The 25,708-nt window shown below is 42.4% G+C and carries 27 protein-coding genes; 14 read left to right on the forward strand and 13 right to left on the reverse strand.

The annotated features are described in order from the left end of the window. Positions 1-196: 196 nt before the first annotated feature. The gene (locus tag OCU50_RS07800; RefSeq protein WP_060467857.1) at positions 197-1,747 is read right to left on the reverse strand and encodes a methyl-accepting chemotaxis protein; all 1,551 of its coding nucleotides are present in this window, start codon (positions 1,745-1,747) and stop codon (positions 197-199) included. 728 nt (positions 1,748-2,475) lie between these two features. Here OCU50_RS07800 and OCU50_RS07805 point away from each other — a divergent pair. Then, positions 2,476-2,679 (forward strand): hypothetical protein, encoded by a 204-nt coding sequence (locus OCU50_RS07805; RefSeq protein ID WP_060467858.1) that lies wholly within the window; start codon positions 2,476-2,478, stop codon positions 2,677-2,679. Between the two features lie 206 nt (positions 2,680-2,885). Here the strand turns inward: OCU50_RS07805 and OCU50_RS07810 are convergent, their stop codons facing one another. Then, positions 2,886-3,353 (reverse strand): PaaI family thioesterase, encoded by a 468-nt coding sequence (locus tag OCU50_RS07810; protein ID WP_060467859.1) that lies wholly within the window; start codon positions 3,351-3,353, stop codon positions 2,886-2,888. Between the two features lie 43 nt (positions 3,354-3,396). On the opposite strand from OCU50_RS07810, the gene OCU50_RS07815 reads away from it, so the two are divergent. Continuing rightward, the gene (locus OCU50_RS07815) at positions 3,397-3,675 is read left to right on the forward strand and encodes a DUF134 domain-containing protein (RefSeq protein ID WP_060467975.1); all 279 of its coding nucleotides are present in this window, start codon (positions 3,397-3,399) and stop codon (positions 3,673-3,675) included. Between the two features lie 43 nt (positions 3,676-3,718). Here the strand turns inward: OCU50_RS07815 and nqrM are convergent, their stop codons facing one another. Together nqrM and OCU50_RS07825 are read right to left on the reverse strand one after the other, a co-directional pair. Further along, the gene (gene nqrM, locus OCU50_RS07820) at positions 3,719-3,916 is read right to left on the reverse strand and encodes a (Na+)-NQR maturation NqrM (RefSeq protein ID WP_060467860.1); all 198 of its coding nucleotides are present in this window, start codon (positions 3,914-3,916) and stop codon (positions 3,719-3,721) included. After that, a complete protein-coding gene (locus OCU50_RS07825; protein ID WP_060467861.1) occupies positions 3,913-4,359 on the reverse strand; it encodes a NifB/NifX family molybdenum-iron cluster-binding protein in 447 nt (148 codons plus the stop codon). Before OCU50_RS07825 ends, nqrM begins: the two co-directional genes overlap by 4 nt. A gap of 272 nt (positions 4,360-4,631) precedes the next feature. Between OCU50_RS07825 and OCU50_RS07830 the strand changes: the two genes are divergently transcribed. Beyond that, positions 4,632-5,120: a YcxB family protein gene (locus tag OCU50_RS07830; RefSeq protein WP_060467862.1), complete on the forward strand. Its 489-nt coding sequence runs from the start codon at positions 4,632-4,634 to the stop codon at positions 5,118-5,120. Between the two features lie 211 nt (positions 5,121-5,331). Here the strand turns inward: OCU50_RS07830 and OCU50_RS07835 are convergent, their stop codons facing one another. After that, complete coding sequence (locus tag OCU50_RS07835) at positions 5,332-6,138, reverse strand: sulfite exporter TauE/SafE family protein (protein ID WP_060467863.1); 807 nt, start codon at positions 6,136-6,138, stop codon at positions 5,332-5,334. Between the two features lie 105 nt (positions 6,139-6,243). On the opposite strand from OCU50_RS07835, the gene OCU50_RS07840 reads away from it, so the two are divergent. Continuing rightward, positions 6,244-7,056, forward strand: coding sequence for an AraC family transcriptional regulator (locus OCU50_RS07840; protein WP_060467864.1), 813 nt, complete (start codon positions 6,244-6,246; stop codon positions 7,054-7,056). Between the two features lie 210 nt (positions 7,057-7,266). On the opposite strand, the gene OCU50_RS07845 is transcribed toward OCU50_RS07840, so the two are convergent. Then, positions 7,267-8,172, reverse strand: a complete 906-nt coding sequence (locus OCU50_RS07845) for a LysR family transcriptional regulator (RefSeq protein ID WP_060467865.1) — start codon at positions 8,170-8,172, stop codon at positions 7,267-7,269. A 135-nt stretch (positions 8,173-8,307) separates the two neighbouring features. On the opposite strand from OCU50_RS07845, the gene accD reads away from it, so the two are divergent. Together accD and OCU50_RS07855 are read left to right on the forward strand one after the other, a co-directional pair. After that, on the forward strand, positions 8,308-9,168 hold the full coding sequence (gene accD / locus OCU50_RS07850) for an acetyl-CoA carboxylase, carboxyltransferase subunit beta (RefSeq protein ID WP_060467866.1): 861 nt from the start codon (positions 8,308-8,310) through the stop codon (positions 9,166-9,168). Between the two features lie 190 nt (positions 9,169-9,358). Beyond that, a complete protein-coding gene (locus OCU50_RS07855) occupies positions 9,359-9,601 on the forward strand; it encodes a hypothetical protein (protein ID WP_060467867.1) in 243 nt (80 codons plus the stop codon). Positions 9,602-9,739: 138 nt separating this feature from the next. On the opposite strand, the gene OCU50_RS07860 is transcribed toward OCU50_RS07855, so the two are convergent. Continuing rightward, positions 9,740-11,551 carry a PLP-dependent transferase gene (locus OCU50_RS07860; protein ID WP_060467868.1) on the reverse strand — a complete coding sequence of 604 codons (1,812 nt, stop codon included), beginning with the start codon at positions 11,549-11,551 and terminating at the stop codon, positions 9,740-9,742. Positions 11,552-11,683: 132 nt separating this feature from the next. On the opposite strand from OCU50_RS07860, the gene OCU50_RS07865 reads away from it, so the two are divergent. The 5 genes from OCU50_RS07865 (at position 11,684) to folM (ending at position 15,086) form a co-directional block, all read left to right on the forward strand. Next, positions 11,684-12,139 (forward strand): Lrp/AsnC family transcriptional regulator, encoded by a 456-nt coding sequence (locus OCU50_RS07865; RefSeq protein WP_060467869.1) that lies wholly within the window; start codon positions 11,684-11,686, stop codon positions 12,137-12,139. A 557-nt stretch (positions 12,140-12,696) separates the two neighbouring features. Next, positions 12,697-13,194 (forward strand): 2-amino-4-hydroxy-6-hydroxymethyldihydropteridine diphosphokinase, encoded by a 498-nt coding sequence (gene folK, locus OCU50_RS07870; protein WP_060467871.1) that lies wholly within the window; start codon positions 12,697-12,699, stop codon positions 13,192-13,194. Between the two features lie 152 nt (positions 13,195-13,346). Further along, positions 13,347-13,724, forward strand: a complete 378-nt coding sequence (folX, locus tag OCU50_RS07875) for a dihydroneopterin triphosphate 2'-epimerase (RefSeq protein ID WP_060467872.1) — start codon at positions 13,347-13,349, stop codon at positions 13,722-13,724. A gap of 10 nt (positions 13,725-13,734) precedes the next feature. Further along, on the forward strand, positions 13,735-14,373 hold the full coding sequence (gene folE, locus OCU50_RS07880; protein ID WP_060467873.1) for a GTP cyclohydrolase I FolE: 639 nt from the start codon (positions 13,735-13,737) through the stop codon (positions 14,371-14,373). Beyond that, on the forward strand, positions 14,370-15,086 hold the full coding sequence (folM, locus tag OCU50_RS07885) for a dihydromonapterin reductase (protein ID WP_060467874.1): 717 nt from the start codon (positions 14,370-14,372) through the stop codon (positions 15,084-15,086). The genes folE and folM overlap by 4 nt, the downstream gene beginning before the upstream one ends. A 44-nt stretch (positions 15,087-15,130) precedes the next feature. Here the strand turns inward: folM and OCU50_RS07890 are convergent, their stop codons facing one another. Together OCU50_RS07890 and OCU50_RS07895 are read right to left on the reverse strand one after the other, a co-directional pair. Continuing rightward, positions 15,131-16,003, reverse strand: coding sequence for a patatin-like phospholipase family protein (locus tag OCU50_RS07890; RefSeq protein WP_060467875.1), 873 nt, complete (start codon positions 16,001-16,003; stop codon positions 15,131-15,133). An 83-nt stretch (positions 16,004-16,086) separates the two neighbouring features. Continuing rightward, positions 16,087-16,425 (reverse strand): hypothetical protein, encoded by a 339-nt coding sequence (locus tag OCU50_RS07895; RefSeq protein WP_060467876.1) that lies wholly within the window; start codon positions 16,423-16,425, stop codon positions 16,087-16,089. 316 nt (positions 16,426-16,741) lie between these two features. Here OCU50_RS07895 and OCU50_RS07900 point away from each other — a divergent pair, with 316 nt between their 5' ends. After that, positions 16,742-18,250 carry a DUF3360 domain-containing protein gene (locus tag OCU50_RS07900; RefSeq protein ID WP_017057489.1) on the forward strand — a complete coding sequence of 503 codons (1,509 nt, stop codon included), beginning with the start codon at positions 16,742-16,744 and terminating at the stop codon, positions 18,248-18,250. 105 nt (positions 18,251-18,355) lie between these two features. Here OCU50_RS07900 and OCU50_RS07905 read toward each other — a convergent pair whose 3' ends face one another. After that, positions 18,356-19,204 (reverse strand): hypothetical protein, encoded by an 849-nt coding sequence (locus OCU50_RS07905; RefSeq protein ID WP_060467877.1) that lies wholly within the window; start codon positions 19,202-19,204, stop codon positions 18,356-18,358. A 375-nt stretch (positions 19,205-19,579) separates the two neighbouring features. Next, a complete protein-coding gene (locus OCU50_RS07910) occupies positions 19,580-20,452 on the reverse strand; it encodes an alpha/beta fold hydrolase (RefSeq protein WP_060467878.1) in 873 nt (290 codons plus the stop codon). Between the two features lie 269 nt (positions 20,453-20,721). On the opposite strand from OCU50_RS07910, the gene OCU50_RS07915 reads away from it, so the two are divergent. Further along, positions 20,722-22,371, forward strand: a complete 1,650-nt coding sequence (locus OCU50_RS07915; protein WP_060467879.1) for an ATP-dependent nuclease — start codon at positions 20,722-20,724, stop codon at positions 22,369-22,371. Beyond that, positions 22,364-23,488 (forward strand): AAA family ATPase, encoded by a 1,125-nt coding sequence (locus OCU50_RS07920; RefSeq protein ID WP_060467880.1) that lies wholly within the window; start codon positions 22,364-22,366, stop codon positions 23,486-23,488. The genes OCU50_RS07915 and OCU50_RS07920 overlap by 8 nt, the downstream gene beginning before the upstream one ends. Positions 23,489-23,922: 434 nt before the next feature. On the opposite strand, the gene OCU50_RS07925 is transcribed toward OCU50_RS07920, so the two are convergent. Together OCU50_RS07925 and OCU50_RS07930 are read right to left on the reverse strand one after the other, a co-directional pair. Next, entirely contained in the window at positions 23,923-24,654 is a 732-nt protein-coding gene (locus tag OCU50_RS07925; RefSeq protein ID WP_060467881.1) for a hypothetical protein, read from the reverse strand. Positions 24,655-24,709: 55 nt separating this feature from the next. Further along, positions 24,710-25,396 (reverse strand): hypothetical protein, encoded by a 687-nt coding sequence (locus OCU50_RS07930; protein ID WP_060467882.1) that lies wholly within the window; start codon positions 25,394-25,396, stop codon positions 24,710-24,712. Positions 25,397-25,708 lie beyond the last annotated feature (312 nt).

Raw genomic sequence — 25,708 nt, forward strand, 5'->3', positions numbered from 1 at the left:
TAAGATTGCATGCGATCATAAATCAGAATAATAAACAAAGAAAAACAAATCTCTCATCATCAAGATCGCTCCCTTTTAGCTGTCTATTTGCGTAGCTATTCGTTTAAACAAGCATCTTCGAAAAGCAACCCTAATTACCTACTCTAGGCTTGAAGAATGTATAACCAAAACCAGCTAACCACTTGCTCAATTAAGTTTAAAATCGAGCCACTCCTTTTCTTAACTCATTCAAACTGAACACACTTTGCTCATATTGCTTTTTACTGTCTTCCATTAGAGTGTGCGAAGCTTCTGCTTTACTGTGAATAGAAAGAATATTCTGGTTAATCTCTTCTGATACATTGACTTGCTCTTCAATAGCTACGGCTATCTGATTATTCCTATCAACCACTCCCTGTACTTTTTCACTCAATGAAGTGAGACTTTCTAGGGTTGATTGAATCGTACTCTGAGTCCGCTTCGCTTTTTCAGTACCATTGTTAACGGCAATGACTGACTGGCCACTTCCTGCGCATAACTTTTCAATAACAGCTTGGATCTCTGTTGTTGCTTCTTGCGTTTTTTGAGCAAGCACTCTTACCTCATCCGCCACTACCGAGAACCCTCTTCCTGAATCGCCCGCACGTGCGGCTTCTATCGCGGCATTAAGTGCTAACAGATTGGTTTGGTTTGCAATCGCGTTGATCATCTCTATAACGGAACTAATTTGCTGCGTCTCCCTTTCTACAGAAAGAGATATTGTCGATATGTTATCCAATTCATTAGTGAGGTCGACAAAATTTTCTTCGACTTGGTTTAACTCTTTCTGACAAGATAAAAGCTCTTGCTGCGTACTAAAAGTAGAATCCAACGTACCTTGCGCATTTTGAGAGATTTCACTTGACGCCGCCTGCATTTCGTTGATAGCAGTAGCTGCCATATCAATTTCTGTCTTTTGGTTTTCCAGATTTTCAGACACAGTAGCGTTCGATTCTGCCGTTTTATTCGCTTGCTTGAGGGTCATTTCGCATGAGTCACTCACCGAAATCCGTATTCTACCCAGTAATGCTTTTGTATATTGCTTCCGCGCTTTCATTCCCAAAGCAATTTCAGATAGATCATCCACCTTACCAAAATAAATATGTTCCATCAGAGGGTTGTTAAATTCCTCTTTTGCTATTTTACAAATACTTTCTAAACGGCGCGTCAAAATATAAATTGAGATTGCCCCCGCCAAAAATAATATAAAGAAACTTTGCAGTACCGTTATGGCTTGATTAAGGTGAAGCGCATAAACACCTCCCATTAACAATATCGAAATGAAAGTTTGACGCTGCCAAAGCCTTGTTTTAGGTAATATAAGCTTAAGCGGTGTTTTTCCCTTATTCAAAGTACTATATGCTTTATCTGCTCGTGCAACATATTCTCTTTTTGGTTTAAACCGAACAGACTGATACTCAACAATCTCATTGTCTTCTTTTAAAGGAGAAGCAAAAGCATCAACCCAATAATAACCGCCGCCTTTTCGTTGGTTTTTTACCATACCCATCCAGTTATTGCCTGACTGAATGTGCCCCCACAAGTCCTTAAATGCGGCTTTAGGCATATCACTATGACGAACCACATTGTGATACTCACCTATTAGCTCTCCTTCTTTATAGCCTGCGACTTCATTAAAATGGGGGCTTGCATACTTGATTTTGCTAGAAGGGTCCGTCACTGAAATCAAATTATACGAATCGGGGTAATCATACTCTTGCTCTGCCATAAATATTTCCCTATTTAAACGAGATAACAGCCAATTTATTGTGCGACCCGTCCATGTCACACTGTGCTAAAATAGAGCGTGATTCACCACCTCACTCTAGCAAAAACCACTAGCCATTGATTTGATATGATTTTTCATTGAGTAAAGTCGATATCAGATCAGCCCAAAGGTTACTTAACAAATCCAAACGGCATACTCACTCACATTAATTCAATCTATTTCATATCAATATGAGATAAGGTTAGCTTATGAAAAATAAAACGGGATTGCTCAACATCACATTCCGCAAGGTCATAGCGTATCGCCCCAAACATTTCGTTATCTTCAATTTTTATCACTAAAAACCAACAAGATTATACAATTAAAGTCTAATATAAACTTGAAATAAAAATATCATCTTAAAATGGCTTAACAGCTCTCAAAGGTAACCACTTTACCGAGAATAAAGGCACTGTTTTTATCTCGTTAGTAATAAACAAATATACTGTCGTAAAAACTTTGGTTCTTTTGGCACTCTTATTTATTTCTTAAGCTAACTCCACCTTGCAGTACAACCCACTTCCAAAAACGAAACTTTAGCTTACTGGTTTTCAACTGATATCGCGTTGACGGTTAAGCTTGAGAAGCGCATGCTTTTATTTCCAAGCAGAACCGCTCTTGGTGGCATTAATAACTTAACCCACCGATAACTGGTTCTCTGTAACGCATCTAATGAAATGGCAGGTCACATGAATAAAGTTATTATGTTAGTGATGGGGCTGCTGTTTACCAGTCGATTGTTTGCCAGCATTGTTCCGCACGTTGGGCAACTTGAGCATGACGCACCTATCCTCCTTCGCTCCGCGCTTATCGTTGGTGTTGCCGCTTATGTTGTTTGGACAGCGTTCAAATACTTCAAGAAAAACAAAGCCTCTGGTTCAGACCAGCAGTAACGAAAAACCACCAAAAATCCTTGGCGTATGTCGCAGATGTCGATTGCTTGTCCGCAAAGTATTCGACTAAGATTTTACGTCACTTCCAATACTCCCGAATTTGCAGCAGTGCGCGGTTTATCTCTTCTTCATACGGGTTATTTCCCGTGATGATGAAGCCGTAGTGGGACTTTTATAACTGATAAAGCAACACCGCTATACCAAGCTTAAGTTTGATAGCTAGAAACTGACATAAACTGGCTTTGTGCTGACGAACACAACCTTCCGTTCTGAGTGATTTTACTCTCTAAGAAATGAATATTGCGTTTGCGTTTGACCCATTGAGCGCGAACTTCTAACTCTTGACCAATAGTGATTGGATGATGAAAGCGAGACGCTAAACTCACCGTCATCGCATTGATACTGTTTTGGAACAGGCAATGCAGCATCGCGCAGTCGTGTAACGTAGTGACTATGCCGCCCTGCATAATGCCATCGTAGCCCTCAGCTTTATCTGTTGGTACAATCTTGGCGATAGCTTGATACTTAATTAACGTTTCATATTCAGCTAAAGGTTCATTCTTTGCTAAGGACTCGTGCTCGCTAACTGCTTCAAAGCAAATTGGGCTGTCTGAAAAGAAGTTTTGGCTGCATACTTGGCAGCGCCGATGGTTGTGAGGAATGAAAACTTTCATACTTACCCTTATTCCTTTTACCCTTAGATTCCTAGAGATTGATATGGCTCGACCAAAAAAACATCGCCAGTTATGTACCCGTGCGGCTTACTCTTGTTTCAAGCCCAATGGTGTTCCTATGGATGAGCTTCATAAGGAAGAACTGCTGTTAGAAGAATTGGAAGCCTTGCGCTTAGCGGATCAAGAAGGTCTGAGCCAACTTGAAGCCGCCGAGCAAATGCAGGTGTCTCGCCAAACGTTCGGCAACATCATTAAACGTGCACGAGCGAAAGTGGCCAAGTGCATCGTCAACGGCCATGCATTAGTGATTCAAGACTCATAATCCGAAGCTTTAACTTTGTTTATCTCGAGGCTCTCAAAGAATATTAATGTGATGGCTCAGTAATCTGATACAGCTTTCGGCTTGGTCCTTCACACACATCTTTGCAATTGCATTCGCGCTCGATATCTAACTGCGCGAGTCCTCCACAACTGCCTTTGATTGGCTTACGTGAAAAAATAACGCCTATCGCCATCAAAAAAATGACTCCAACAAAACCCAATAGTGTCAGTAAGAAGGTCATTTACGGACACCTCGAATTACACTGAACCTGTTCAACTTGGGCGTGAGAATCGAGGCTTTGTTCTTGTGTCCTTTATCACCGCACGTTCTATGGCCGCACCCGACATTTCGCGGCTCTCGACCATAATCGAGATCGGTGACTTCTTGCAGATTGTTGAAGTTCAAAGTAGCCACTTCCGCCTTTCCTTTAGACGCAAAAACACGAATATCGTTGTTGAACAAGTGCGCCAACATCTTCTTCCCAATGTGTCGAACCACCACAGCGTTGACATCGTAAGATTTAACGACAGACATCCATTGCTTCTTCTTATTACACGGGCTGTCGGACTCACCCAAAGGGATAAGATGCTTGATTTGCTGTCGCTCATCGACAATGGCTATCTCAGGAGAACGAGCAAAGTGATTGCCGACATGGAGATCGCGACAAGGTACTGCGTATAACATGGTTACTTCCTGTTATTGATGATTAGGAGTTCAGAATACGCCTCATTATTAGCATATGCCAATAACTATTGTGTGAAAAATTAGATTGCATACCTAGCGTCGTGTGTTTATCTCAACGAGTAATCCACTACGGTATTATTGATTTACAAAATAGAATCAAAACCGCTAAAGAAAAGCACCGAGAAACGATACAATGCTCGAGTTGCGAGAGCACGGCGTAGAATACCCATTTACAGAAAGCCCATTCACAAAGAGCATTAAAGTAGCCACACATGTCTAAAGAATCCGGTTTCACCACAGAATACACCCTCGACAAGGCGTTTTTCGCGGAGTGTTATGATCAAACTAGCGTTCCGACTCAATTTCCAAAAGCCTATTTAAAAGGAATACTGTTTCTTGTTTTTGGTGTGGTTCTATTAGAGTTTGAGCTACTACCGAACGGTTACGTTGGCTGGTTTTTTATTGTTTTGAGTGTGATTGAAGCGTTCAGTGTGTACTGCAAGAGAACCTGGTGGTTATGGCGACAAAGAATCAGCTCTGGTGCTGGCAGCAAAATAGTCTTTCAAGGTGATGCTAACGGAGTGAGTTACAAAAACCATAAAACCACGAATACTATCGCGTGGAATCAAATCGACGAACTTCAACAAACTGATTTAGGGTTCATCCTTCATATCGGTAAACAGCGCCAGTATGTCAGCAAGTCTTGTTTAAGCGATGAAGCAATCGCGTTCATGATTGAGCAGCACGAAGCATCAAAGTAAGCCAGTCTTTTTTGCTTAGCCCCCTTCTAACGCTCTCTGATTTAGGTTTATCAATATATGTGTAAAATAAAGAGAAGGTTAGGAGGGAGCCTGTTTGACCATGACTTGAGAGCCATTCATCAAGACTCATGATGAATTCAGTTTGATCATTTTATCAACGCCATTTTTGATTTTTCTGTAATAAGGCCCAATTAGCTCTATTTGAATAACCCTAATTGAGTGCCTGTATTAACATTTTAAAACTTAGAAGAACACACAGAATACCAACTATCTTCTTAAGTGTTTTACTCGGGAAATAGTCAGCGCAACGAACGCCAAGGCTAGTCGTGAAATAACTACTAATGGAGAAGCTAATCATAGCTGGCAGATATATGTACCCTAAAATTAAACTGTCCCAGTCTGTATTTCCCCAGCCATTTAACATGTACCCGAGGCTTCCAGACAGCGCAATAGGAAAACCTATGGCAGCAGATGTGCCGATAGCACGTTTTACCTCAAAATTTTGCTGGACAAGATAAGGGATGATCAAACCCGCACCACTTATTGAGACAAGTGCTGAAACCGAACCAACCACGGAACCAATAGCGATATTACCAACGGCTCTATGTGGATTTTGGTTGTACTCATGCTCTGTGTTTCGAAACATTTTATAAGCAATGTACAACATAAATACGCTGAAAAAACCCGCTAAATAGGCCCCCTGTAGATAGGATGCTACGAATGTAGCGCAAAATGTACCAACTAAAACTCCACATAACATTTTGATCACCATGATTGAGTCAACATTCTTTTTTTTGTAGTGAGCGCGCATGCTCCCCAGTGTTGTGATAATCATAGAAGCCATGGACGTTCCTAATGCTAGGTGAATCACTTCATTATTAGCTACTCCTTGTATTGAAAATAGAAACGCAAAAATAGGAACAGCCATTCCTCCCCCTCCTACTCCAACGAGCCCTGCAAGGAAACCAACCCCTAAACCTGCAGCTATGTAATATAAGATAAAGATAGGTTCGCTCATAATGACTCCGCTTTTAATCAGTATGTTAGTTGCGGAAATGTTACGTGAAAGCTAACCTGTCATGGTAACGTTAATTGGACAATAAACAATGAATAGTGGCCAACCGTGAAGTGCGAAAAGCAAGGAACAAACTGTGATTACAGTGAATGGGAAAATGGTGCGACATTAATAGTCAAGGAGTGGCAACATGAACGAAGTGATTTTAATCATTTAGATAAACGGCCGCATAACTGGCACACGCATTATCGAGGCCAGCTACTCTGTATAGATCAAGGGCTAATACAAGTTAAAACTGATGAAGGGACTTGGGTATTACCGCCCCACCGTGCTGGATGGATACCACCAGGTGCGATGCACAGTGTGTATTTTTGCGGGTCTTTAAAGGGGCGATCACTGCTATTTACCCCTGAGAGTTGCAATCAGTTTCCAACCAAACCTTGCGTGATCGAAATGAGGGATGTCTTGAAAGCCCTGTCGAGCAGAGCATCCACCTGGAGTAAAACCGAGAAACTTTCTGTTCAAAATTTACGAATCCTTGCCGTTATTTCTGATGAAATCTGCAAAAGCCCTCACGAATCACTTTATTTTCCACAGCCTAAAGATCCACGGCTACAAAAGGTAACCCAAGCGATTTTAATTGATCCAAGCAGTAAGAACTCTGTCGAGCATTGGGCAAGTATAGGAGCTATTTCATCTCGAACATTAAGAAGGTTGATTCGGAATGAATTAAATATGAGTTTTAACGAATGGCGGCAACAAATACTGCTAATACATTCGTTAGAAATGATGGCGCGCGGGGAGTCAGTTGGAGATGTTGCGTATGCTCTTGGTTATGCAACGCCAAGTAATTTTATCGCAATGTTTCGTCGGGTTTATGGTGAATCACCCACGCGTTACTTTTCCAACCGTGGCATATAATGACCACACCCATTTAATTCATGGCAACTTCCATCTCAAAGCACCTTCTATCTAAATAGAGTCCTTTTTATCAACACTTTACCATTGATGACTAATCATTCGATTCTCCTATGACAAGTGCCTGAGCAAGTGTGCCGTTCTAAAGCCATTACAACAGATGATCTCGTAGCTCTTTTTCAATCTGTAGGCTCATAGCCTCCGTATTTTATGTTATTTTTGCACGTCTAGGTTTGCTTGACGCTGTAGGTGTTCAATGAATATTGGCACCTTTTTCGCTATGTGTTTTCTAGAAGCATAAAAGGCATACAACACTAAGTCTTCAGGTTTGTATTCAAGTTCTATAACTTCCAGATAGCCAGCATCTATTTCATCGCGACAGAATTCGGCAGGAAGTATCGCAAACCCCAATCCAGCCAATGCGCCAGCTTTAGCAAGCTGCCCACTGTTGACCTTAAATGCAGATTGCACCCTTTGCGTGATAAGTTCACCTGTTAAGGATTTGAAAACCCAAGGAGTCCCGTTCAATGCGGTAAAACTGTTAATGCAAGGTACGTGTTTCAAGTCGGTAATCTTGAAAGGTTTAAGGGATGTTTTCAGAAGTTTAGGGGCCACTACAACAGCACTTGGCCAGCGTTTGATCTCCTTGGCTATCCAATTATTGTCTTCGAGCTTCCCTCGGTGAAAACTCAGAATAACGTCAAAGCCGTCCACAAAGTCTTCTTTAGGGCTGATGTTCGTATCACAACACAATGAAATGGAAGAGTGCTGGGTACAAAAAGAAACGACGGCTTGGGCTAATTCCGGTGAATCTGGCATGAGTACGTTGAGCTGCCCCATCACCTCACGAGAATGTTGTGTGACCTCCTCAAGCGCATCATTGAGCTTATCCAACAGAGGCTGAGTTCGCAGATAGAGGTGTTCTCCTGCTTCTGTCGACGCAATTCGGCGAGTCGTTCTATCGAATAATCGAACGTCTAGTTGCTCTTCTAACAAAGCGATGTGGCGACTGACGTTTGAGGTCGGTAAACATAAAAACTCCGCCGCTTTTTTAAAACTATTGTTCTCATAAACACAGTGAAAGCTTTTAAGCCACTGTTGGTCAATTTTTTCAAGCATTACATCAACTCCTCCTATCTCACAAGCCCCACACATCCCATTAAATGGGATTATAAAGTCAATATTAGACACTTTATTACCAATAACAGGCTTATACAATGCTAATCACTAGAGCGATTAGAATAAGGTCTCGCCATGAGCTGGTTAGAAAAACTGTTAGATAAAAAGAAGTTAATAAGTACACGTAAGACATCAATTCCCGAAGGGGTATGGACCAAATGCCCATCCTGTGATCAGGTCCTTTACCGCATTGCCCTTAAGGAGAACCTGGAGGTGTGCCCTAAATGTGAACACCACATGCGAATGACAGCACGTCTTCGTTTGGATACATTTTTAGATAAAGGCGAAAGAACTGAGTTAGGCAAACAACATGAGCCGAAAGATTTACTCAATTTTAAAGACAATAAACGCTACACAGAGCGCCTTGCCCTAACCCAAAAAAGCACAGGCGAAAAAGATGCATTAGTCGCAATGCAAGGAGAGCTGCTCGGAATGCCTGTTGTAGCCTGCGCTTTCGAATTTTCTTTTATGGCTGGATCTATGGGATCGGTTGTCGGTGCTCGATTTGTGGACGCCGTTAATCAAGCAATTGCATCAAACTGTGCACTGGTTTGCTTTTCCGCGTGTGGTGGTGCCCGCATGCAAGAGTCACTGATGGCGTTAATGCAAATGGCAAAAACAAGCGCAGCTTTAAAGCGACTATCCGAAGCAAGGTTACCCTATATTTCAGTATTAACCGATCAAACCTTTGGCGGTGTCTCAGCCAGTTTAGCAATGCTTGGTGACATCAATATTGGTGAACCCAAAGCGCGAATTGGGTTTGCAGGGCGAAGAGTGATTGAACAAACGGTACGAGAAAAATTACCTGATGATTTTCAACAAAGTGAATTCTTACTAGAGCATGGTGCTTTAGATATGATTGTTGATAGACGTGATATGCGTAAACGTGCCGCCAGACTCATCGCGATGATGACCAACACACAAATTCAAGCTTAAGATTAGCAAGTTATTCCGTAATTTGTCTTTGCTCCTTTTTGAAGTAAACCGTATCCTATTACATGTCATTAGATTACTGTACTTACACTAGCCTCTTATGGTTAAAATGCCTTTGGGTACACACGATAAAATTATAAATACTCGCGGCCGTTGTCAGAGAGACTCTCCATTTAAAACGAAAAGACTTACTATGAATTTTGATATCAATGCACTGAAACATCACCAACTGGTCGAAGATGGTCAACTAGAAGGGTGTTACATTCATCAGCCTGTGCAAGGCAACCAACCAGATGACAAAGCCGTTTTAGCTGAGCGCCAAGCGCTGGAAAGCCAAGGATATAAAGTCGTTCAAGTTAAAGCAAAAGGCGGAACAACTACGTTTGCCGAGGCTATGCAAGAGCTTGCGAAAAAGACAGGCCACCAGCCTAAATAGTAAGCGACTTGGTAAACCAATATGGTCACTAGGTTCTATATCGAGAAAGCACCCTACCGACTATTGAGTCAGCAGGGTGCTTTTTTATTTACGGCCTTTTAACTGACTGAGCTTACAAGTTTTTCTTACTGACCTAAGTCATTGAGTAAGCTGACTGAACTTCGGCAAGCTCTTCACAAACCTTTGGTGTACATCCATATAGGTTTGCATATAGATTTCATCGATACTGTCACCACTCGGGAAGCTCGATGAGAAGTCGGCATGCTTGCGGTCAATCGACAATTTAGCAGCCTCGATAATATGAGCAATGAACATTCGAGGGTCTTCCAAGCCAATCGAGATACGCATTGTGGTCGGTTTAATGCCAGCTTCATTAAGCGCTTCATCACTGAGCTCTGAATGCGTGGTCAGTGCTGGGCACAAGGCCACGGTGTTGGTTTGCCCTAAGCTCACTTGCATACCGATTGCAGGCTCAAGCATGTCGAAGAACTGTTTGAACCCATCTCGATTGATTGGCGCACGATTGCCGTTACCTTCCATATCGATAGTAAACAGCGCAGCTGGTAGCCCCAAGTACATGTTGTTCTGGCAGTGTTCATAGTTATCGCTGTCTGGCAAAGCAGGACACGACACATTGATGTCTGGGTGTGCATCAAAGATCTTCGCGAGAGTCAGGGTGTTGATGGTTTTTTGTACCACACGCATCTCATAAGTCTTCATGCCATTGAGCACTTCAAACGCTTTGTCTGCGTCTAAGAACGCGCCTTTAATGTAATACACATTCCAAAACAGGGTTTCGTTCCATGGAATGATTGCCTCATCACCGTTAGGTTTAGTAAAGGCAACCTCCTCACCTTTTGGCACAAACATGGTCTCGTTGCGACCAATCACGACTCCAGCGGTTGTAATGCCTGAACCCGCCAGCTCTTTGGTATAGGAATGAATCACATAATCAGGTCTTTCCATCACATCATCACGTTTTAATATTGGGTGCAGTAATGGCGTACCCACAGTCGAGTCGACAATCACGTCCCAACCACGAGAGTGACCAGCTTTACTGATGCTAGCAACATCTAACACGTAGCCATGTGGGTTACACGGTGACTCTAGGTATACGTAGATTTTCTTACCTGCGGCGAGGCGATCAGCGTATTTTTCGGCAACCTCATCAAGTCGAGTAGCAAACTCACTTCCGGAGTAGCCATCGAACCACTCTACCGCGACATTCAAGTTCGAAGGCTTGCCAAACCAATCTTCCAACAACTGGTAAGAACCGCCGTAAATGTTACGTGAGGCCAAAACAATGTCTTCGTGTCCAAGTAAATGGCTCAACAACCCATCAATGGCCGCCATACCCGAGTTAAAGTTCCATGCGAGGTACTCGTTGGCTCTAGAACCGGCCTCAATATCAACCATATGATTAGCCAGTGAAATCGAGGTTGGGTTAAGCAGTCGAGAGTAAATATCGTGCAGCGGCTCTTTACCGTTGAAGGCGTCTTCAATCCACTCTGTACACGCAAACAAATAGGTCGCGGTGCGCGTAATCACAGGGCTTGCCGAGAAGATAGCCGCCACATTATCGAAGATAGGATACGCACCTTTAGAGGCAAAGTTACCATTGTTAGTAGCGATAGATTGGTAAGTGGCACGCATTGGGTTTTGCAGATTATCAAGGATCTTCGCGATCTGGAATGACAAAAAACGTTTGGCGTTAAACCAAGCGATTCGGTCGCTTTTGTCGAGCTCTGAAAGTCCATCAACCGTCAATGCCCAAAGGTCGTGTGTCTTGGTATTGGCTTGGTACAGCGTTGTAGCCAGTTCAATCAGCGTGATACCGTAATCACTATCTGGGTCGATACCAAAGTGTTTTGCTTGCTCAATGGCAAGGGCTTCTGCTTGTTCGTGTTTGGTCGTTTTACGCAGCGGGCTAAGTTGAGTTGACGTGTTCATAGTTCAATCCTTTGTTATACCTCCTTTAATTTTAGTGTTGTGCAGATATTGAAAATTGCGATTTGCGAAGTAAGACCTACACTTTGAGCAATAATATTGCTAAACAAATTCCAATATTGATGGAACATGCCAATGGACGAGATCGACAAGAAAATACTGGCTGAACTGCAAAGCAACGCTCGACTGACGAATCAAGAGTTGGCCGATCGAGTGGCGCTATCACCCTCTCCTTGTTTACGCCGAGTTCGAGCACTGGAGAAACAAAGGATTATTCGCGGCTATCACGCCAGTGTTGACCAAGAAGCGTGTGGTCTGCCTGTGAATGTGTTTGTGTTGGTAAAGCTCGAAAAGCCGACTGAAGAGAACATGCGAGACTTTGAGCAACACATTGAGGTGATTGATGAAGTGTTGGAGTGCTTTTTGATGACAGGCAATCACGACTACCTGTTGCATGTAGTGAGCGAGTCACTCAAAAGCTACGAGCAGTTTATCCGTAAACAACTAACTCGCCTGCCCAATATCGCTTCTATTGAATCCAGCTTCGCCTTCGGTCAGGTAAAAACAAAGACTAAGCTCCCAGTGAGGTAAATGGAATGCCAGTATGTTATGGCTGGCATTCGTGTTAATACGGCTACCTATGTATTACTGAGCATGAAGTGTAGAACAAAGCTCCACACTCCCTAGTTACCGTGCCACTTAGACGAAATGCAATAGATAACTAAAACCAAGAGCAGTCATCGTCGTCAAATAGCAAACATCATCCAAGTTGAAGCGCAAATTCATAAACGTAAATAGAGTCATAGTATCCCCCTTACTGTTAGTTCCCAGGAATAACTATTCAATCAATATGCCACTTATTTAAGCTATTGATATAAAAGGATTAGGGCTTATTTAGAACTAACCCTTCGGATCAGATGCACACCTTTGATGCAGTGGTTTCACCATTTTATAACGCAGATCACATAAAAAGCATCTCATCCGAGCTAGCCGACCAAGTTTCACTTAATCGCCATCATTGCCTTAGTGCGCACAAAAAATTCACTAAAGAAGCGTATTTTTCTTTTATCTTCCTGCCATTAAAAGGGTACATAGCTGATCTTCAACGCGATTTGGACGTATAGGCTCCTTAAAAAGGAAGGAAAACTATGGCCAACGTCTATGTCAGCATCGGAAGCAACATTAACCGAGAACACCACGTCACAGAGTCTCTCAAGGCATTGCACGACCGCTTTGCACCTCTGAATATTTCTAATTTCTACGATTGCGAACCTGTCGGTTTCAAAGGGGATAACTTCCTAAACCTAGTCGTTGGGTTCGAATGTGACCTGCCTGTCGCAGAGCTAGTTAAGGTTCTGCATCAAATCGAATCAGAGAACGATCGCCAGCGCCAGACCAAAGCGTATGCCTCACGTACGATGGATATCGACATCCTTCTTTATGATAATCAAGTGGGCGTTATCGACGGTGTAGAGCTTCCTAGAGGCGAGATCACCGAGTACGCATTTGTGCTCAGACCGTTAGTCGATGTCGCCGCGCAAGAACGTCACCCCACCTTAAATATCTCGTTTCAGCAACTCTGGGAAAGCTTCGACCAGTTGAGTCAGAAAACAGAACCCATCTCTTTCGAGCTCAGTTTCACTTAGCCTTTACACGACAAAAAAAAGACTGCAACAGGAACAACGGCAAAACGAACAACTGTAAAAAGAACGACTGAAATCTTAATCGCGTGACTTTACTGATCTTTTCTTAAAACAAACACGTAACTGACTTCACTTTCTAAGGATTGGACACTGTTATGAATCACAACGCCATTATCACCATTACGAACCTGAGACTAAGAACCTTCATCGGTTTCAACGAAGAAGAAAAGTCGAAGCAACAAGACATCGTTATCAATGCAGAAATCCACTACCCCGCTAACAACCTTTGTCTCTCTGATGATGTGGACAACGCGCTTAACTACAAAAACATCTGTAAGAAGATTATTCAACACGTCGAATCCGGAAGGTTTCTGCTTTTGGAAAAGCTAACCAGCGACGTCCTCGGCATTTGTATCGACCATCCATGGGTGCGATACGCTCAAGTGAGAATCGACAAGCCTCATGCGCTACGTTTTGCCGACTCTGTCTCGCTCACCCTGAGCTATGAAGCAGACAACGACAAGAATTCTTAAGGAGAGAGTCATGCTGAATACAGAAGCCGAAAAAGTAAGAGAAGCTTTGCTCGCAAAAGGACTTGAAACCCCAATGACTTCGAGCGAAATGAACCCCAACCAAAAGTACAACCGTATCAAAGGGCTTTTAACGGAAGTGGTGAGTACGCTTGGGTTGGATTTAACCGATGATAGCCTTGCTGAAACACCCCATCGCATTGCAAAGATGTACGTACATGAGATCTTTTCAGGGCTCGATTACAACAACTTTCCAAAAGTCAGTGTGATAGACAACAAAATGTCGGTTGATGAAATGGTTAAGGTATCAGACATCAACTTAACATCGACGTGCGAACATCACTTCATTACCATCGATGGTTTAGCGGAAGTGGCCTATATTCCTGAAAACAAGATTCTTGGATTGTCTAAAATCAACCGTATTGTTCGATTCTTTGCCCAGCGCCCTCAAGTTCAAGAACGTCTTACTCAGCAAATCCTGGTCGCGATACAGACTCTGGTTGAAACAGAAAACGTGGCCGTGACGATTAAAGCAACCCACTATTGCGTTAAATCCAGAGGTGTCATGGATGCAAACTCTGAAACCTCAACAACCGCGCTCGGTGGCATTTTCAAAACTAACCCTCAAACCAGAGCTGAGTTTTTACGATGAGTGAAACGATACTAGTAACAGGTGTGGGAAAGCGACTCGGCTTCGCACTGGCGCAGCAACTTTTAGCGGATGGATACAACGTGGTTGGCACCTACCGCAACGACTATCCTCACCTGCAACGATTGCGCGACACTGGAGCCGACTTGCAGCAGGTAGACTTTTATCAACAAAGCAGCCTAGAGAGTTTTCTTCATTATGTTGGGCAAGAATATAAGACACTCAGAGCCGTCATACACAATGCTTCCGACTGGAAACCCGAGAACAAGCAAGATCCCAGCGAAAATGCCTCACACATCATGCACCAGATGATGACGATTCACGCTACCGTGCCTTACCTGGTTAATTTAATGCTGAAAGACCAACTGATGTCTGGCGAGCAAAACTCAGACATCATCCACATCAGTGATTACGTTGCGGAAAAAGGCAGTAAAAAACACATCGCTTACGCCGCCAGTAAAGCGGCGCTCAACAACCTAACGCTGTCGTTTTCAGCAATGTTGGCTCCCAAGGTGAAAGTAAATACCATCGCCCCAGCCATGATTAAGTTTAATGAACATGACGATGAGGCATACAAAACCAAAGCGCTGCAGAAAGCTCTTATTCCCGCAGAAGCGGGCTTTGAGGAAATAATAGAGGGCATCAAGTTTGTGTTGGCCAGTCACTACATGACGGGAAGAACCTTGCACCTAGATGGCGGCAGGCATTTGAAGTGATGGTCTTGCATTTTCTGCTATCTAAAGCGGCTGTAACCTGCCCATTAAAGACGGTTGCCCAGTTTAGCTTGCGCCAAATGGTAACCTCTATCTATCATCTCTTGTGAGCGATAAAACTCTAAGGTGCCACAGGCATTTCGTGGGATCTCAAGCGTGATATCGGCGGGGTAAGCGGCCAACTTTTGGCGAGCAATGGTCGATTGCATCGCATCAAATGCTTGGTTGGCAATATCGTAAAAAGCAAAGTTGAAGCTCATTTTGCTTTTTACACTGCTACCGAGGTTATCGATAAAATGCACAACCTTCTCATGCAGCTTGCTCTCTTTTGTTGGCTGGGAAACCGGCATCACTTCCTGTTTAACCATTTCAGGTTCACCACCTAAATTCACAGCCAGTGTAAAGTCTGTATTATCACCAAAGGTAGGCGCAATCGGTACGGGATTGAGAACGCCGCCATCAATCAGCACTTCTCCATTGATAACGTGAGGGGTCAAGAACAGTGGCAACGAGATAGAGGCACGAATAGCATCAAACAGAGAACCTGATTGCAGCCAAACCTCTTTTTCATCGGCGACGTTAGCGGCAACGGCGGTATAAGGGATAGGCAGATCTTCAATTGAAATCTCACCGATCAGTCCACGCAGAGTGTCGATGATCTTGTCCCCTTTGAACATACCACTCGATTGCCATGAAAAGTCCAACAGCATCGCCATATCACCTTGGTCGATACTGGTGACCCACTCTTCAAATTCATCTAACTTGCCCGCCGCGTAGACACCACCGATCAGTGCGCCAATTGAACAGCCAGAAATGGATTTTATCTGATAGCCATGCTCAACTAACCAACGGATGACTCCAACATGAACCAAGCCTCTTGCGCCACCACTGCCAAGTACAAGTGAGATCGTTTTTGCCATCGTATTAATCCTTTAGTTTTTAATTTTAGGGAAGCTAACTCGCCGATTTACCAATTCGCCGATCTCAATTCACTGAATCACTCTCAGTTCATTCGGGTAATGAAGGTTTGCTCGTCATCGACAAAAGCCACATAGTCGCCATGGTAGATAAACATCCGGCCACGCCCTTCAACGATACACGCAAGCTGTGGGTTCAAATCTTCTTCAAGATCTTTACTTTGATACGTGCCGGTATCGGTGATCACACCGCGGAGTGTAGGTAGAAATCCATAGCTGCGCTTGGCTTGATCAATCAGGCTCAATTCACTGGTGGTAGAAAAGTAAGATGGAATTGGACCTGCATCTTCGATAAACATCGGTTTTAGTTCTTCAAAAGCTGTAATCACCAGCCAGTCGATGCCGTTAACATGATGGATAAACATTGTTTATAAATACCTAGTTTCTCGATAATTCAGATGCGGAGATTCTATCATTATCAATCACAGAACGTGGGAGAAATTAAGGAGCGACAAATAATCAGACACACGCTGTCTACAAAGCCTAATACTTGTCGACTTACTCTACGACTAATGTCTAACTGTCTGAGACTGTTTGTTTTTTTTGGTTTGATATAAGGTACTAACAACTAAATGTTAATGAATTTTTAATTATAAGTTGACGCATTGTTTGCGCTTCTGCGTGAGCCAATAACGTTTGTTGGAATAATACATCTTAGATGTGTGAGCGAAAGGAATCAGAATGAGCAGTACTTTAGAGTCCGTAAATATACGACCAGATAAGCCTCAAACCAATGAGGACGAACTCACTTATGAACAACAACACAAACCAAGATCGGAATTTGAATCCCGCGAACAATATTTAGAGCATGAGTTACAAATCATGGCGCCTAAACGCTGGCGTCCCAATTTGCCGTTTAAAGATTATCGATTTGAGATAGAAGACACCATCCCAGCTATGGCCGCTACCATTGGTAAAGTGGTTATGGTGGGAGCGATAGCAGCCACCTTTGCCGGGGCGCTCGGGCTAAATGAAGGCTTTATTTTAGAAAACGTTCGTTATGAACTACTCATCGCCTCTGTTTTCATCATTCTATTCTCTGGCTTTTTATTGCCGACTGCTAACCTCGCCGGTACACACGGTCCACTCATCCCTTTAATTCCAATTGTCGTTGCAGCAGGCGGACACCCTATGGCGTTTGGATTGCTGATTGGCGCTTTTGGCCTCATTCTAGCCATCAGTAAAGGTGGCAGTATGTTGGCTAACCTTACCAGTAAAGGCGTGTGTGGCGGCTTATTGCTCTACCTCGGTTTTGTTGGAACCGCCTCTCAAGTGAAAAAGCTGTTCGCTTGGGCTGAGGGAATCGGTATGAGCCATATCGCGTTTGTCGTGATCTTTTGCACCATCATTTTGTACGCTTTATTAGAACACTTCCGCAAACGTTGGTTAGCCGTCCCTCTTAGTTGCTTACTGGGTGGTACGATTGCGTTTGCCATGGGTGCGCCATTTGCTTTCCACACTGAGCCAGGCTTACCTAACATGAACCCTATGTATTGGTGGGGAGAAGATACAGGTTGGATGCTAGGCCTACCGACGATTGAACACTTCATGGTGGTATTGCCGTTTGCGATTTTAGCCGTCGCGATGTGGTCGCCAGATTTCTTAGGGCATCAAGTATTTCAAAAAATCAGCTATCCAGAACGTACCGAAAAAGTACACATGAACATTGACGATACCATGACCACGGCTTCGATTCGTCAAACGTTCGGTTCCCTGCTTGGCGGTACTAACTTTACGTCTTCATGGGGTACTTACATCGTACCGGCGGCGATTGCGAAACGCCCTATACCTGCTGGCGCTTTGCTGACGGCTCTGTTCTGTATCATCGCCGCAGTTTGGGGCTACCCAATGGATCTAGCGATATGGCAACCCGTACTTTGTGTTGCGCTCATTGTTGGGGTATTTGTGCCATTGCTAGAAGCTGGAATGGAAATGACGCGTGAAGGAAAAACCACGCAATCGGCAGCGATTGTTGTATTTTCTTCAGCGCTCGTTAACCCCGCGTTTGGCTGGTCTCTCACCATGCTGTTAGATAACTTAGGCCTGATAGGTTGTAAAGAACGTAGCGGTAAACTGAGTAAAATGAGCCGTTGGGTGTTGCCTGGCATTATGTTTATTGTGCTAAGTGGTGTGATGGCGTTGGTTGGTCTTCTACCAGGAGTACCAGCGATTATCCCAAGTTTCCGTTAACTTCTAAATAAGAGTTATTGAATATTTGGCCCTTGCTGTTATTAAGTTTTGGTCGGAATACAAAAGGCCTCGTAATCGCGAGGCCTTAGTTTAATAAAGATATATCTATTGCTGAATAACTGCGCACTTGGTTTCATCTAAACCAAGCCCTTTTGCAGTTAACTTACATTGCTCTTTAATGTCTGTTATCTGGTTCTCCCACTGCTGATCAAAAGATGGAAGTGAATTACTGTTGATAGTTGCGAAATACTGATCGCGCATTAATAAAAAGTTTGACCTAATAGTCTGTTGATCAGCATAAACCTTAACAGCCTTAGTGAGCAGCGTTGCGATATCTTTCGGGTCGTATGATATTGACTGTCGACCATCCTTATCAGCCCCACCGAGGGTAATTTGATACAAGATGTCATAATAATCACGCTGAATACGATGCACTTGTTTCTGATATCTATCGTAACTGGCTTCTTTTACGGCCTTGTTTAGCTTATCAATATTATCTTCCGTAAATTCATTAAGTATTTCAAAGGTATTGTTTTTTATTATTTCCGATTTGTCCTTCTGCGATTGCACAATAATTGAGTATGAAAGCTCATTGAGACGCAATGCCCTGCTCAATGCTAATTGTTTTGCTTGCGGTGAAATAACAAAGTTGATGATATCGTCCGCATTAGGCTTGGTGTTGGCGTACACTTCTTTAATATCAGTGACCTGTTTCACTTGAAAGTCGGACATAAGTGTTGAGTTAGTTAGTACGTCTCCTTGTACAAATTTAGGTAAAGGCCTTGGAGCACACCCGATAACGGTATCTAGGGCTCTCGCGCCTAACGTAAGTTCGTTGCTAAAAACTTCAGTAAGTTGGTCGTTGTAAGGTTGGCACCAAGATTTGTCTGCAACTTCGTTTGTAGACACACACCCAGCGAGTAATAAAACGATTAGTGTTAGATACTTATACATAAGAAATCTCTTTATCTGACGTTGAATTTAAAGCCTCCCCACATGATGAAAGGTGCTGTTAAAGTTATTTTTATCAGTAAATAGGTCATTACAGGTTAGATTAACCATTAACAGATAAATGTGATACCTGTTGTATATTTAGCAGTGAAGATATAAATATTTCGTATGTTCGATACCTAGTTTGTATGTGACGTACATACCCCTCGAATGGAGTGACCCGATCTCTTGAGGTATAAGAATGAGGGGGGAGGTTAGGAGGGGATTTTCAGTCGATTCTCACGTGTATCTACCACTTTGTTTTGCTCGCTCTACAGAACACAAAAGGCCTCGCAAACGCGAGGCCTTAGTTTTATCTAATCGAAGCTTTCGACCGCCCTACTTCACTGACTGAACCGCTTTCAGCAACGTTGTGTTGAACTGCTGTGGTTGCTCTAGCATTGGGAAGTGGCCTGAGCCTTCAATGTAGTAAATGCTGTAATCCTTAATGTGTTTCTTGTTCGCTTCTGAATCCGTTGGCCATAGGCGAGCGTTAACCAATATTACTGGCACATTCACGTTCTCATACACGCGGTGTGCTTCGCCTGTCACGTATTGGCCTAGATAATGACGGAATTGGTTTATCGCGATAGCTGGCGGTGCTGATGCCATGTCTTGCGTTACCCAGTAAAGTAAATCTGCGTCTACGTCTTTTGGTAGCGAGTCTTTCACGAACATAGTAATGCCAGCTTGGAAGTCTGCTTCAAAGGATTTGGTCATTGCATCTAATTCGCTTTGTGAAACCGCTAGTGCGACGTTTTGCGATGTATCGACACCAATAATGCCCTTCACTCTTTTCGGCATCAGTTTAGCGGCTTCGGCAATCACACCACCTGCCATTGAATGGCCGACTAAGATAACGGATTCAAGTTGCTCTTTCTCGATTACTGCTTTGATGTCTTCGGCGAACGCGACCATGCTGTACTCTTCGCGGTTGAACGATGAGTTACCGTGCCCCGCTAAGTCCATGGTGATCACTTGGTACTGCTTTGAAAACTCGCTCACTTGGTTTTGCCACAGCCTGCTGTCAAGGCTCCAGCCGTGAATGAAGATCAGCGCCGTATCCCCACTTCCACTTTTGCCATACGCAATTTGCTCACCATCGTGAGATATCGCGATACCATACTTAACCATTGAATCATGAGCCATGGCATTAAGACTACCAAGTGCCATGAATGCCAAGAGTGTGATATTTATAATTAAACGTTTCATAGTGTCTCTCTACTTACTTTGGAGGGCGCACAGAACGTGCCACTCTCAATCAATATAGTCACTATAAAGTATGAAGTTGTAGACGGGTCAAGTGTAGTTGAGATAGAGAACTCTTCTGTACACATTGCTTTTTTATTCTAATTCCCACCCAATGAAATTCTTGAACTAAACTCTGTAACTAACCCTAAATGCATGCTTTGCATCATCTTTTTTCAATTCTCATTAATGTATAGTTACTTTATAAGCATGTAATTTAGTATGGGAATATTGTGTACATAGAAAAATTAGCTATTAAGAACTTTAAGAAAATCGAATCAGGTACATACGAGTTTAATGAGAAAGTGAACATACTCGTTGGAGATAACAATTCAGGAAAAACCACAATTCTGGAAGCTTTAGAGCTTGTTTCAAGTTCTAACTACAGAGGCAAGTCGATAAGTTCCTCGCTATCACCACAGTTGTTCAATAATAAGTCGGTTAAAACATACCTTGATGGGAACTTATCCAAAGGCACGCTGCCTGAAATTCTAATCGAAGCATACTTATCTAACTGCCCTGAATACAGAGGTAAGAACAATTCACAAAACAAAGAATATGAGGGCTTATTTATAAAAATCTGCTTCGATGAAGATTTAACCAGCACATATGAAGAGTTTTGCAAAAATGCTAAAGTCGACAGCATCCCAACAGAATTCTATAAAGTCGAATGGTTTAGTTTTGCTTGGGAGCCAATTAAATTTCTGAGCAGAAAAGTAAAAGGGCTATTTATTGACCCCACGAGGCTTCATCCCACTTATGGTAAGTCCCAATATTTATCCAACATCATTAACTCATCCCTAACCAAAGAGCAGCAAGCTTTACTTCATCTCAACTATCGACAATTGAAAAACTCCTTTGAGGAGCAGCAGCAAATTCAAGAGCTCAACAATGACCTAGACTCTGAAAACCAAGTCACAGAGCAAAACCTCTCGATAATTGCTGACACTAACTCAGGTAACGTCGAAGCTGGACTCCAGCTAGCGGTAGACGAAGTATCGTTTAACCATATAGGTAAAGGGGAGCAAAATAAGATACAAGTTAAGCTAGCTCTCTTAAACAAAGGCGGCAATGACAACTTTGTTACTATAGAGGAACCAGAGAACCACCTATCTCATACAAACCTAAGTAGGTTGGTAAAATTCATTTCAGACAATACCAATAACCAAATATTTATTACCACCCACAGCTCTTATGTTCTTAATAAGCTCAGCCTTAACCATTTATGCTTAATTTCTGATGACTATCTAAGGCTAAAGGAAATTGATTCTGGCACAGCCAAAACCCTACAAAGATTACCGGGATATGACACATTGAGAATTGTTCTCTCTCAAAAAGTTATTCTAGTTGAAGGGCCTTCTGATGAGTTGATTCTGAAAAAGATATATTTACAAGGGAACAAAAGGTTACCTGAAGAAGATGGCATTGATATCATCGTTGTGAGAGGAATAGGATTCAAACACTACCTTCAAATAGCCAAACTCATCGGAACAAAGGTAAATGTGGTAAAAGATAATGATGGTTCCTATCAAACCAACATTGTTGATTATGCCGAAAACTTCAAGTTCAAAAACATTGATTTCTTCTCTGAACCAAACGACGAACTAAGGTCGCTAGAGCCTTCATTAATAGCTGCTAATGCAAAAGATGAAAAAACTTTAGATGGATTCGCTACAATAGCCTTATCCAAAATTGCTTACAACGAGTACAAAGAGATTAAAAGGCTGGACGAGAAGATTAAATACTTCAAGGCTGTTTACGTAGGTGAAAAAGGAGACAAAAACTACGGTTCTAAAAAAGTAGATTCTGCTATACGAATATTCGATAACCCAGACGTCATTAAGTATCCGAACTACCTATTGGAGGCATTGAAGTTTGACTAAGAAACTCTTTATTGCGTGCGCGGGGGCAGGCAAGACAACTCGAATAGTCAAGGAATCAATAGAACTGACTAGTGAAGGTAAGAAGGTTTTGATTATTACTTACACACGTAGTAACCAAAATGAACTTTACAAGAAATTTGATGAACTTGGCGGGCAGCGGAGGGACTTGTTCATAGTCAAGGGGTGGTACTCTTTCATATTAGAAGATGTGGTAAGACCATATCAGAGATGTATTTTCACCACTCGCATTGATGGCATCAACCTCAATAGCAGTACCCCCCACAAGAAAGGGCGTATGAATATCCCTGGCAGGAAAGAAAAGTTAGGAGAAAAATACAACGAAAAGCACTTCCTCACTAACCAAAATCGTGCCCATACAGAGTTTCTCTCAAAGTTAGGATGCAGGGTTATAAAAGAAGACAACATCGCCATTTCTGATCGAATTAACTCGATATATAGCCGTGTTTATCTCGATGAAACTCAAGACTTTGCTGGCTGGGATTTTGACTTAATCAAACTAATTGCAAAATCTAAAGAGCTTGAGATTCACGCCGTTGGAGATTTTAGACAAACTATATACCACACTTCCTCAAAGCCCAAAGCGCCTTCCAATAGCCAACAAAAACTTGATGCTTATAAGAAAATAGGATTTGTTCCTAGCGTCCTCAATGATTGTTGGCGCTCGACACAGGCAATATGTGAATTTGCAGATACGGTTCACGAGGGAGAGGGGTATTCCAAAACAGTATCTAAAGTAGAAGATCCCGTCATAGACGTACATTCCGGTATACATTTCGTTTCAAAAAACGATGTCTCGAAGTATGTTAAACAACACACCCCCCTAATACTTAGGCATTCTGCTAACTCTGGCAAAGAGTTAGATGTATATGAAAATTTGATGACCTTTGGTGACTCCAAGGGGCAAACTGTTGACCATGTTCTAATTCAACCAACAGACCGCTTTACAAAATTTCTAAAGGGACAGAAAGGCGCTTTTACCGATAAGCAGACTAGTCAAAATAAACTGTATGTTGCAGTTACTAGAGCCCGATACAGCGTCGCTTTCATAGTAAACGACAAGCATTTTGAAGATGTTCTCTGGCAACCACTTATCTGAGGGTATCTATATACACTAACTCAAATAATAGCGAAATATCTGCGATAACAACTGTCGGTATACCTTGGGGTTTTATCTCTCATCTAGGAAACCTGCTTGCGAACAGTAGGCTTCCTGCTTTTATGTTTCAGACGCCCAGTTGATAGCTGATATGCACCATTAAGACTAGTACATATGACAAAGTAACTTTCCAATACCTAGAATAACTCATTTTTATCAATTTCGAGTTGATACCCTACTCCCTAGCAAAAAAAAGGCCTCGCAATGCGAGGCCTTTGATTTTCTATCTATCAGAAGAGATTTGTCGTGAAGTGCTGCGCCGAATTTCTCTGAGATTGAAGCTGCGATAGCACATACTGAACCAGCGATATCTGCACCTTCAAATGTATACCCTAGTGCTCGATGAACAGTACCATCGAGATATCAAGCAATTACTACACGTATGTTGATAATTCATTGATCAAGTTGAACCGTGGTATTTTCCCCCCACTGACGTGGGCTGCTAACTGAGCATTGTTTGCTTCCATACACTTGGCGTATTGAGGTTCGCGAAGCTTTTCAACATCAACAAAGGTTTTTGTCACAACACGACCGACAAACGTGCATTTCACATCACTAGTCGATGCTGTAAACCACATTCCCAACAACTTTCCATTACTAATATATGGCAGCGCAGTATCAATTGAATTCAGTCCGGGAGTCCGCCATTTCTCGTGAATATTGATAATTGTTTGAGGTTCCCCAGTCAAAACATACTTAGTTTGTTCATGGATTGCTTTTGCAACAGCTTCTCTTGGACTCTTGGTTTTCAATCTTTGAATCAGACGTTGAATTGAATGTCTTGAAAATCTCATATCACTATCATAGATCGAGTATTTTCCATTAACTCTTGCTAAATATGCACCAGCAAACATTTCCTTTCTTTGGTCATACATTACAAACATAGCTAAACACTCTCTATCACCAATATAGAAGCCCGAAACATTTCCATTTTTAAAAACAGCTTTGGTTTTTTTCTGTAAGTTTTTCAAACCACCATGGCTAACGATATTAATACTACCTAAATTTTCAACACACTCTCGAGCCAACCTCTTCATTGCACCTCTAGCAAGAGACTCATCAATTGTAAGAGGATCAAGCTCTAACTTACCTATAACCTGTACCATTTTGATTCCTTTTCATACTCTAGAACACTAGCTAAGCTAAAGTGAATGATTCTGGCTAAGCCAAGTGCGACCAAACACTAGAACCTGGACTGATTCCGCTAGTCTTATTCTTAGGAAAGGCTCGACTGAGTGCTGTGGTAGCTGTTGTGTTATACACACTCACAGAGCGAACCCAGTCTGATACATAAGTTTCAAAGTTTGCATGGATTAAACGGTGGTCGGATAAGCAATATCCCGTTGAGCGATAAAAATGTCCGAGAGCAATAAGTAAGGCTCCCTTGATTTGAAAATCTTCCTTGTCATCTTTCAATGCATTCCAGCCTAGTTCTTTTATATACTCGGTATCCAAAGCCCAGTTTAAAATTGACCATTTTGCATTTATATTGATGCCGTCATGATTAAGCCCAGAATCAAAAGCATCTAACAAAGTAGATAAAACAATAGGCTTTAAATCTTGGTTTGGGTGATATAGTTCAATAGTTGAACGGCTATGCTCAATTCCTGCAATGCCCGCATCACTTTCAATAAAGCTAATTAAAAATTGTCGGGCAAACTCTTTAGGGCTAACGGAAAGTTTGGATTGATTAGCATAGGAGTTTTGTAAAGCGTAATAGGAAGCAAAACCTGCTTTCTTCGAGGTCACTTCAAGAGCTTCAGAGTGAGATATACCTAACTCTTTCTTGAGGTGCTTTGCAGATTTTTTAACGTTGGAAATGAATGAGGATGTTATAAGTTTTGACATTGTCTTATTTCTCCATGCGAAAGCTGCGTCAATTCACCCCTAATTTCACTTTTCCGCAAATGGTAATAAGATCAAAGTTATATTGTTTACTTTTGCATGGTTCTCGAAAGAATTCGCCTAGTTGGGGTGGGCAAGCTTCCACAAAGCTTGAGCAAAAAATATCTCAGCCAGAATTCTGAGTCAACAAACTTTAATGTAATTTATCTAATGTACTTTAAACAAATTGTTATTTAGTGCGCTACGTCACTAGTTCTCAAAAAACAAAAAGGCCTCGCAATGCGAGGCCTTTGGTTTTTCTATCTATCAGAATAG

It is taken from the genome of Vibrio toranzoniae (assembly GCF_024347655.1).
In the GTDB taxonomy this organism is placed as follows: domain Bacteria; phylum Pseudomonadota; class Gammaproteobacteria; order Enterobacterales; family Vibrionaceae; genus Vibrio; species Vibrio toranzoniae.

Bases quoted from the DNA above. Each gene is read 5' to 3' on its own strand.
- OCU50_RS07800 (WP_060467857.1), bottom strand. From the start codon at position 1,747: ATGGCAGAGCAAGAGTATGATTACCCCGATTCGTATAATTTGATTTCA.
- OCU50_RS07805 (WP_060467858.1), top strand. From the start codon at position 2,476: ATGAATAAAGTTATTATGTTAGTGATGGGGCTGCTGTTTACCAGTCGA.
- OCU50_RS07810 (WP_060467859.1), bottom strand. From the start codon at position 3,353: ATGAAAGTTTTCATTCCTCACAACCATCGGCGCTGCCAAGTATGCAGC.
- OCU50_RS07815 (WP_060467975.1), top strand. From the start codon at position 3,397: ATGGCTCGACCAAAAAAACATCGCCAGTTATGTACCCGTGCGGCTTAC.
- nqrM (WP_060467860.1), bottom strand. From the start codon at position 3,916: ATGACCTTCTTACTGACACTATTGGGTTTTGTTGGAGTCATTTTTTTG.
- OCU50_RS07825 (WP_060467861.1), bottom strand. From the start codon at position 4,359: ATGTTATACGCAGTACCTTGTCGCGATCTCCATGTCGGCAATCACTTT.
- OCU50_RS07830 (WP_060467862.1), top strand. From the start codon at position 4,632: ATGTCTAAAGAATCCGGTTTCACCACAGAATACACCCTCGACAAGGCG.
- OCU50_RS07835 (WP_060467863.1), bottom strand. From the start codon at position 6,138: ATGAGCGAACCTATCTTTATCTTATATTACATAGCTGCAGGTTTAGGG.
- OCU50_RS07845 (WP_060467865.1), bottom strand. From the start codon at position 8,172: ATGCTTGAAAAAATTGACCAACAGTGGCTTAAAAGCTTTCACTGTGTT.
- accD (WP_060467866.1), top strand. From the start codon at position 8,308: ATGAGCTGGTTAGAAAAACTGTTAGATAAAAAGAAGTTAATAAGTACA.
- OCU50_RS07855 (WP_060467867.1), top strand. From the start codon at position 9,359: ATGAATTTTGATATCAATGCACTGAAACATCACCAACTGGTCGAAGAT.
- OCU50_RS07860 (WP_060467868.1), bottom strand. From the start codon at position 11,551: ATGAACACGTCAACTCAACTTAGCCCGCTGCGTAAAACGACCAAACAC.
- OCU50_RS07865 (WP_060467869.1), top strand. From the start codon at position 11,684: ATGGACGAGATCGACAAGAAAATACTGGCTGAACTGCAAAGCAACGCT.
- folK (WP_060467871.1), top strand. From the start codon at position 12,697: ATGGCCAACGTCTATGTCAGCATCGGAAGCAACATTAACCGAGAACAC.
- folX (WP_060467872.1), top strand. From the start codon at position 13,347: ATGAATCACAACGCCATTATCACCATTACGAACCTGAGACTAAGAACC.
- folE (WP_060467873.1), top strand. From the start codon at position 13,735: ATGCTGAATACAGAAGCCGAAAAAGTAAGAGAAGCTTTGCTCGCAAAA.
- folM (WP_060467874.1), top strand. From the start codon at position 14,370: ATGAGTGAAACGATACTAGTAACAGGTGTGGGAAAGCGACTCGGCTTC.
- OCU50_RS07890 (WP_060467875.1), bottom strand. From the start codon at position 16,003: ATGGCAAAAACGATCTCACTTGTACTTGGCAGTGGTGGCGCAAGAGGC.
- OCU50_RS07895 (WP_060467876.1), bottom strand. From the start codon at position 16,425: ATGTTTATCCATCATGTTAACGGCATCGACTGGCTGGTGATTACAGCT.
- OCU50_RS07900 (WP_017057489.1), top strand. From the start codon at position 16,742: ATGAGCAGTACTTTAGAGTCCGTAAATATACGACCAGATAAGCCTCAA.
- OCU50_RS07905 (WP_060467877.1), bottom strand. From the start codon at position 19,204: ATGTATAAGTATCTAACACTAATCGTTTTATTACTCGCTGGGTGTGTG.
- OCU50_RS07910 (WP_060467878.1), bottom strand. From the start codon at position 20,452: ATGAAACGTTTAATTATAAATATCACACTCTTGGCATTCATGGCACTT.
- OCU50_RS07925 (WP_060467881.1), bottom strand. From the start codon at position 24,654: ATGGTACAGGTTATAGGTAAGTTAGAGCTTGATCCTCTTACAATTGAT.
- OCU50_RS07930 (WP_060467882.1), bottom strand. From the start codon at position 25,396: ATGTCAAAACTTATAACATCCTCATTCATTTCCAACGTTAAAAAATCT.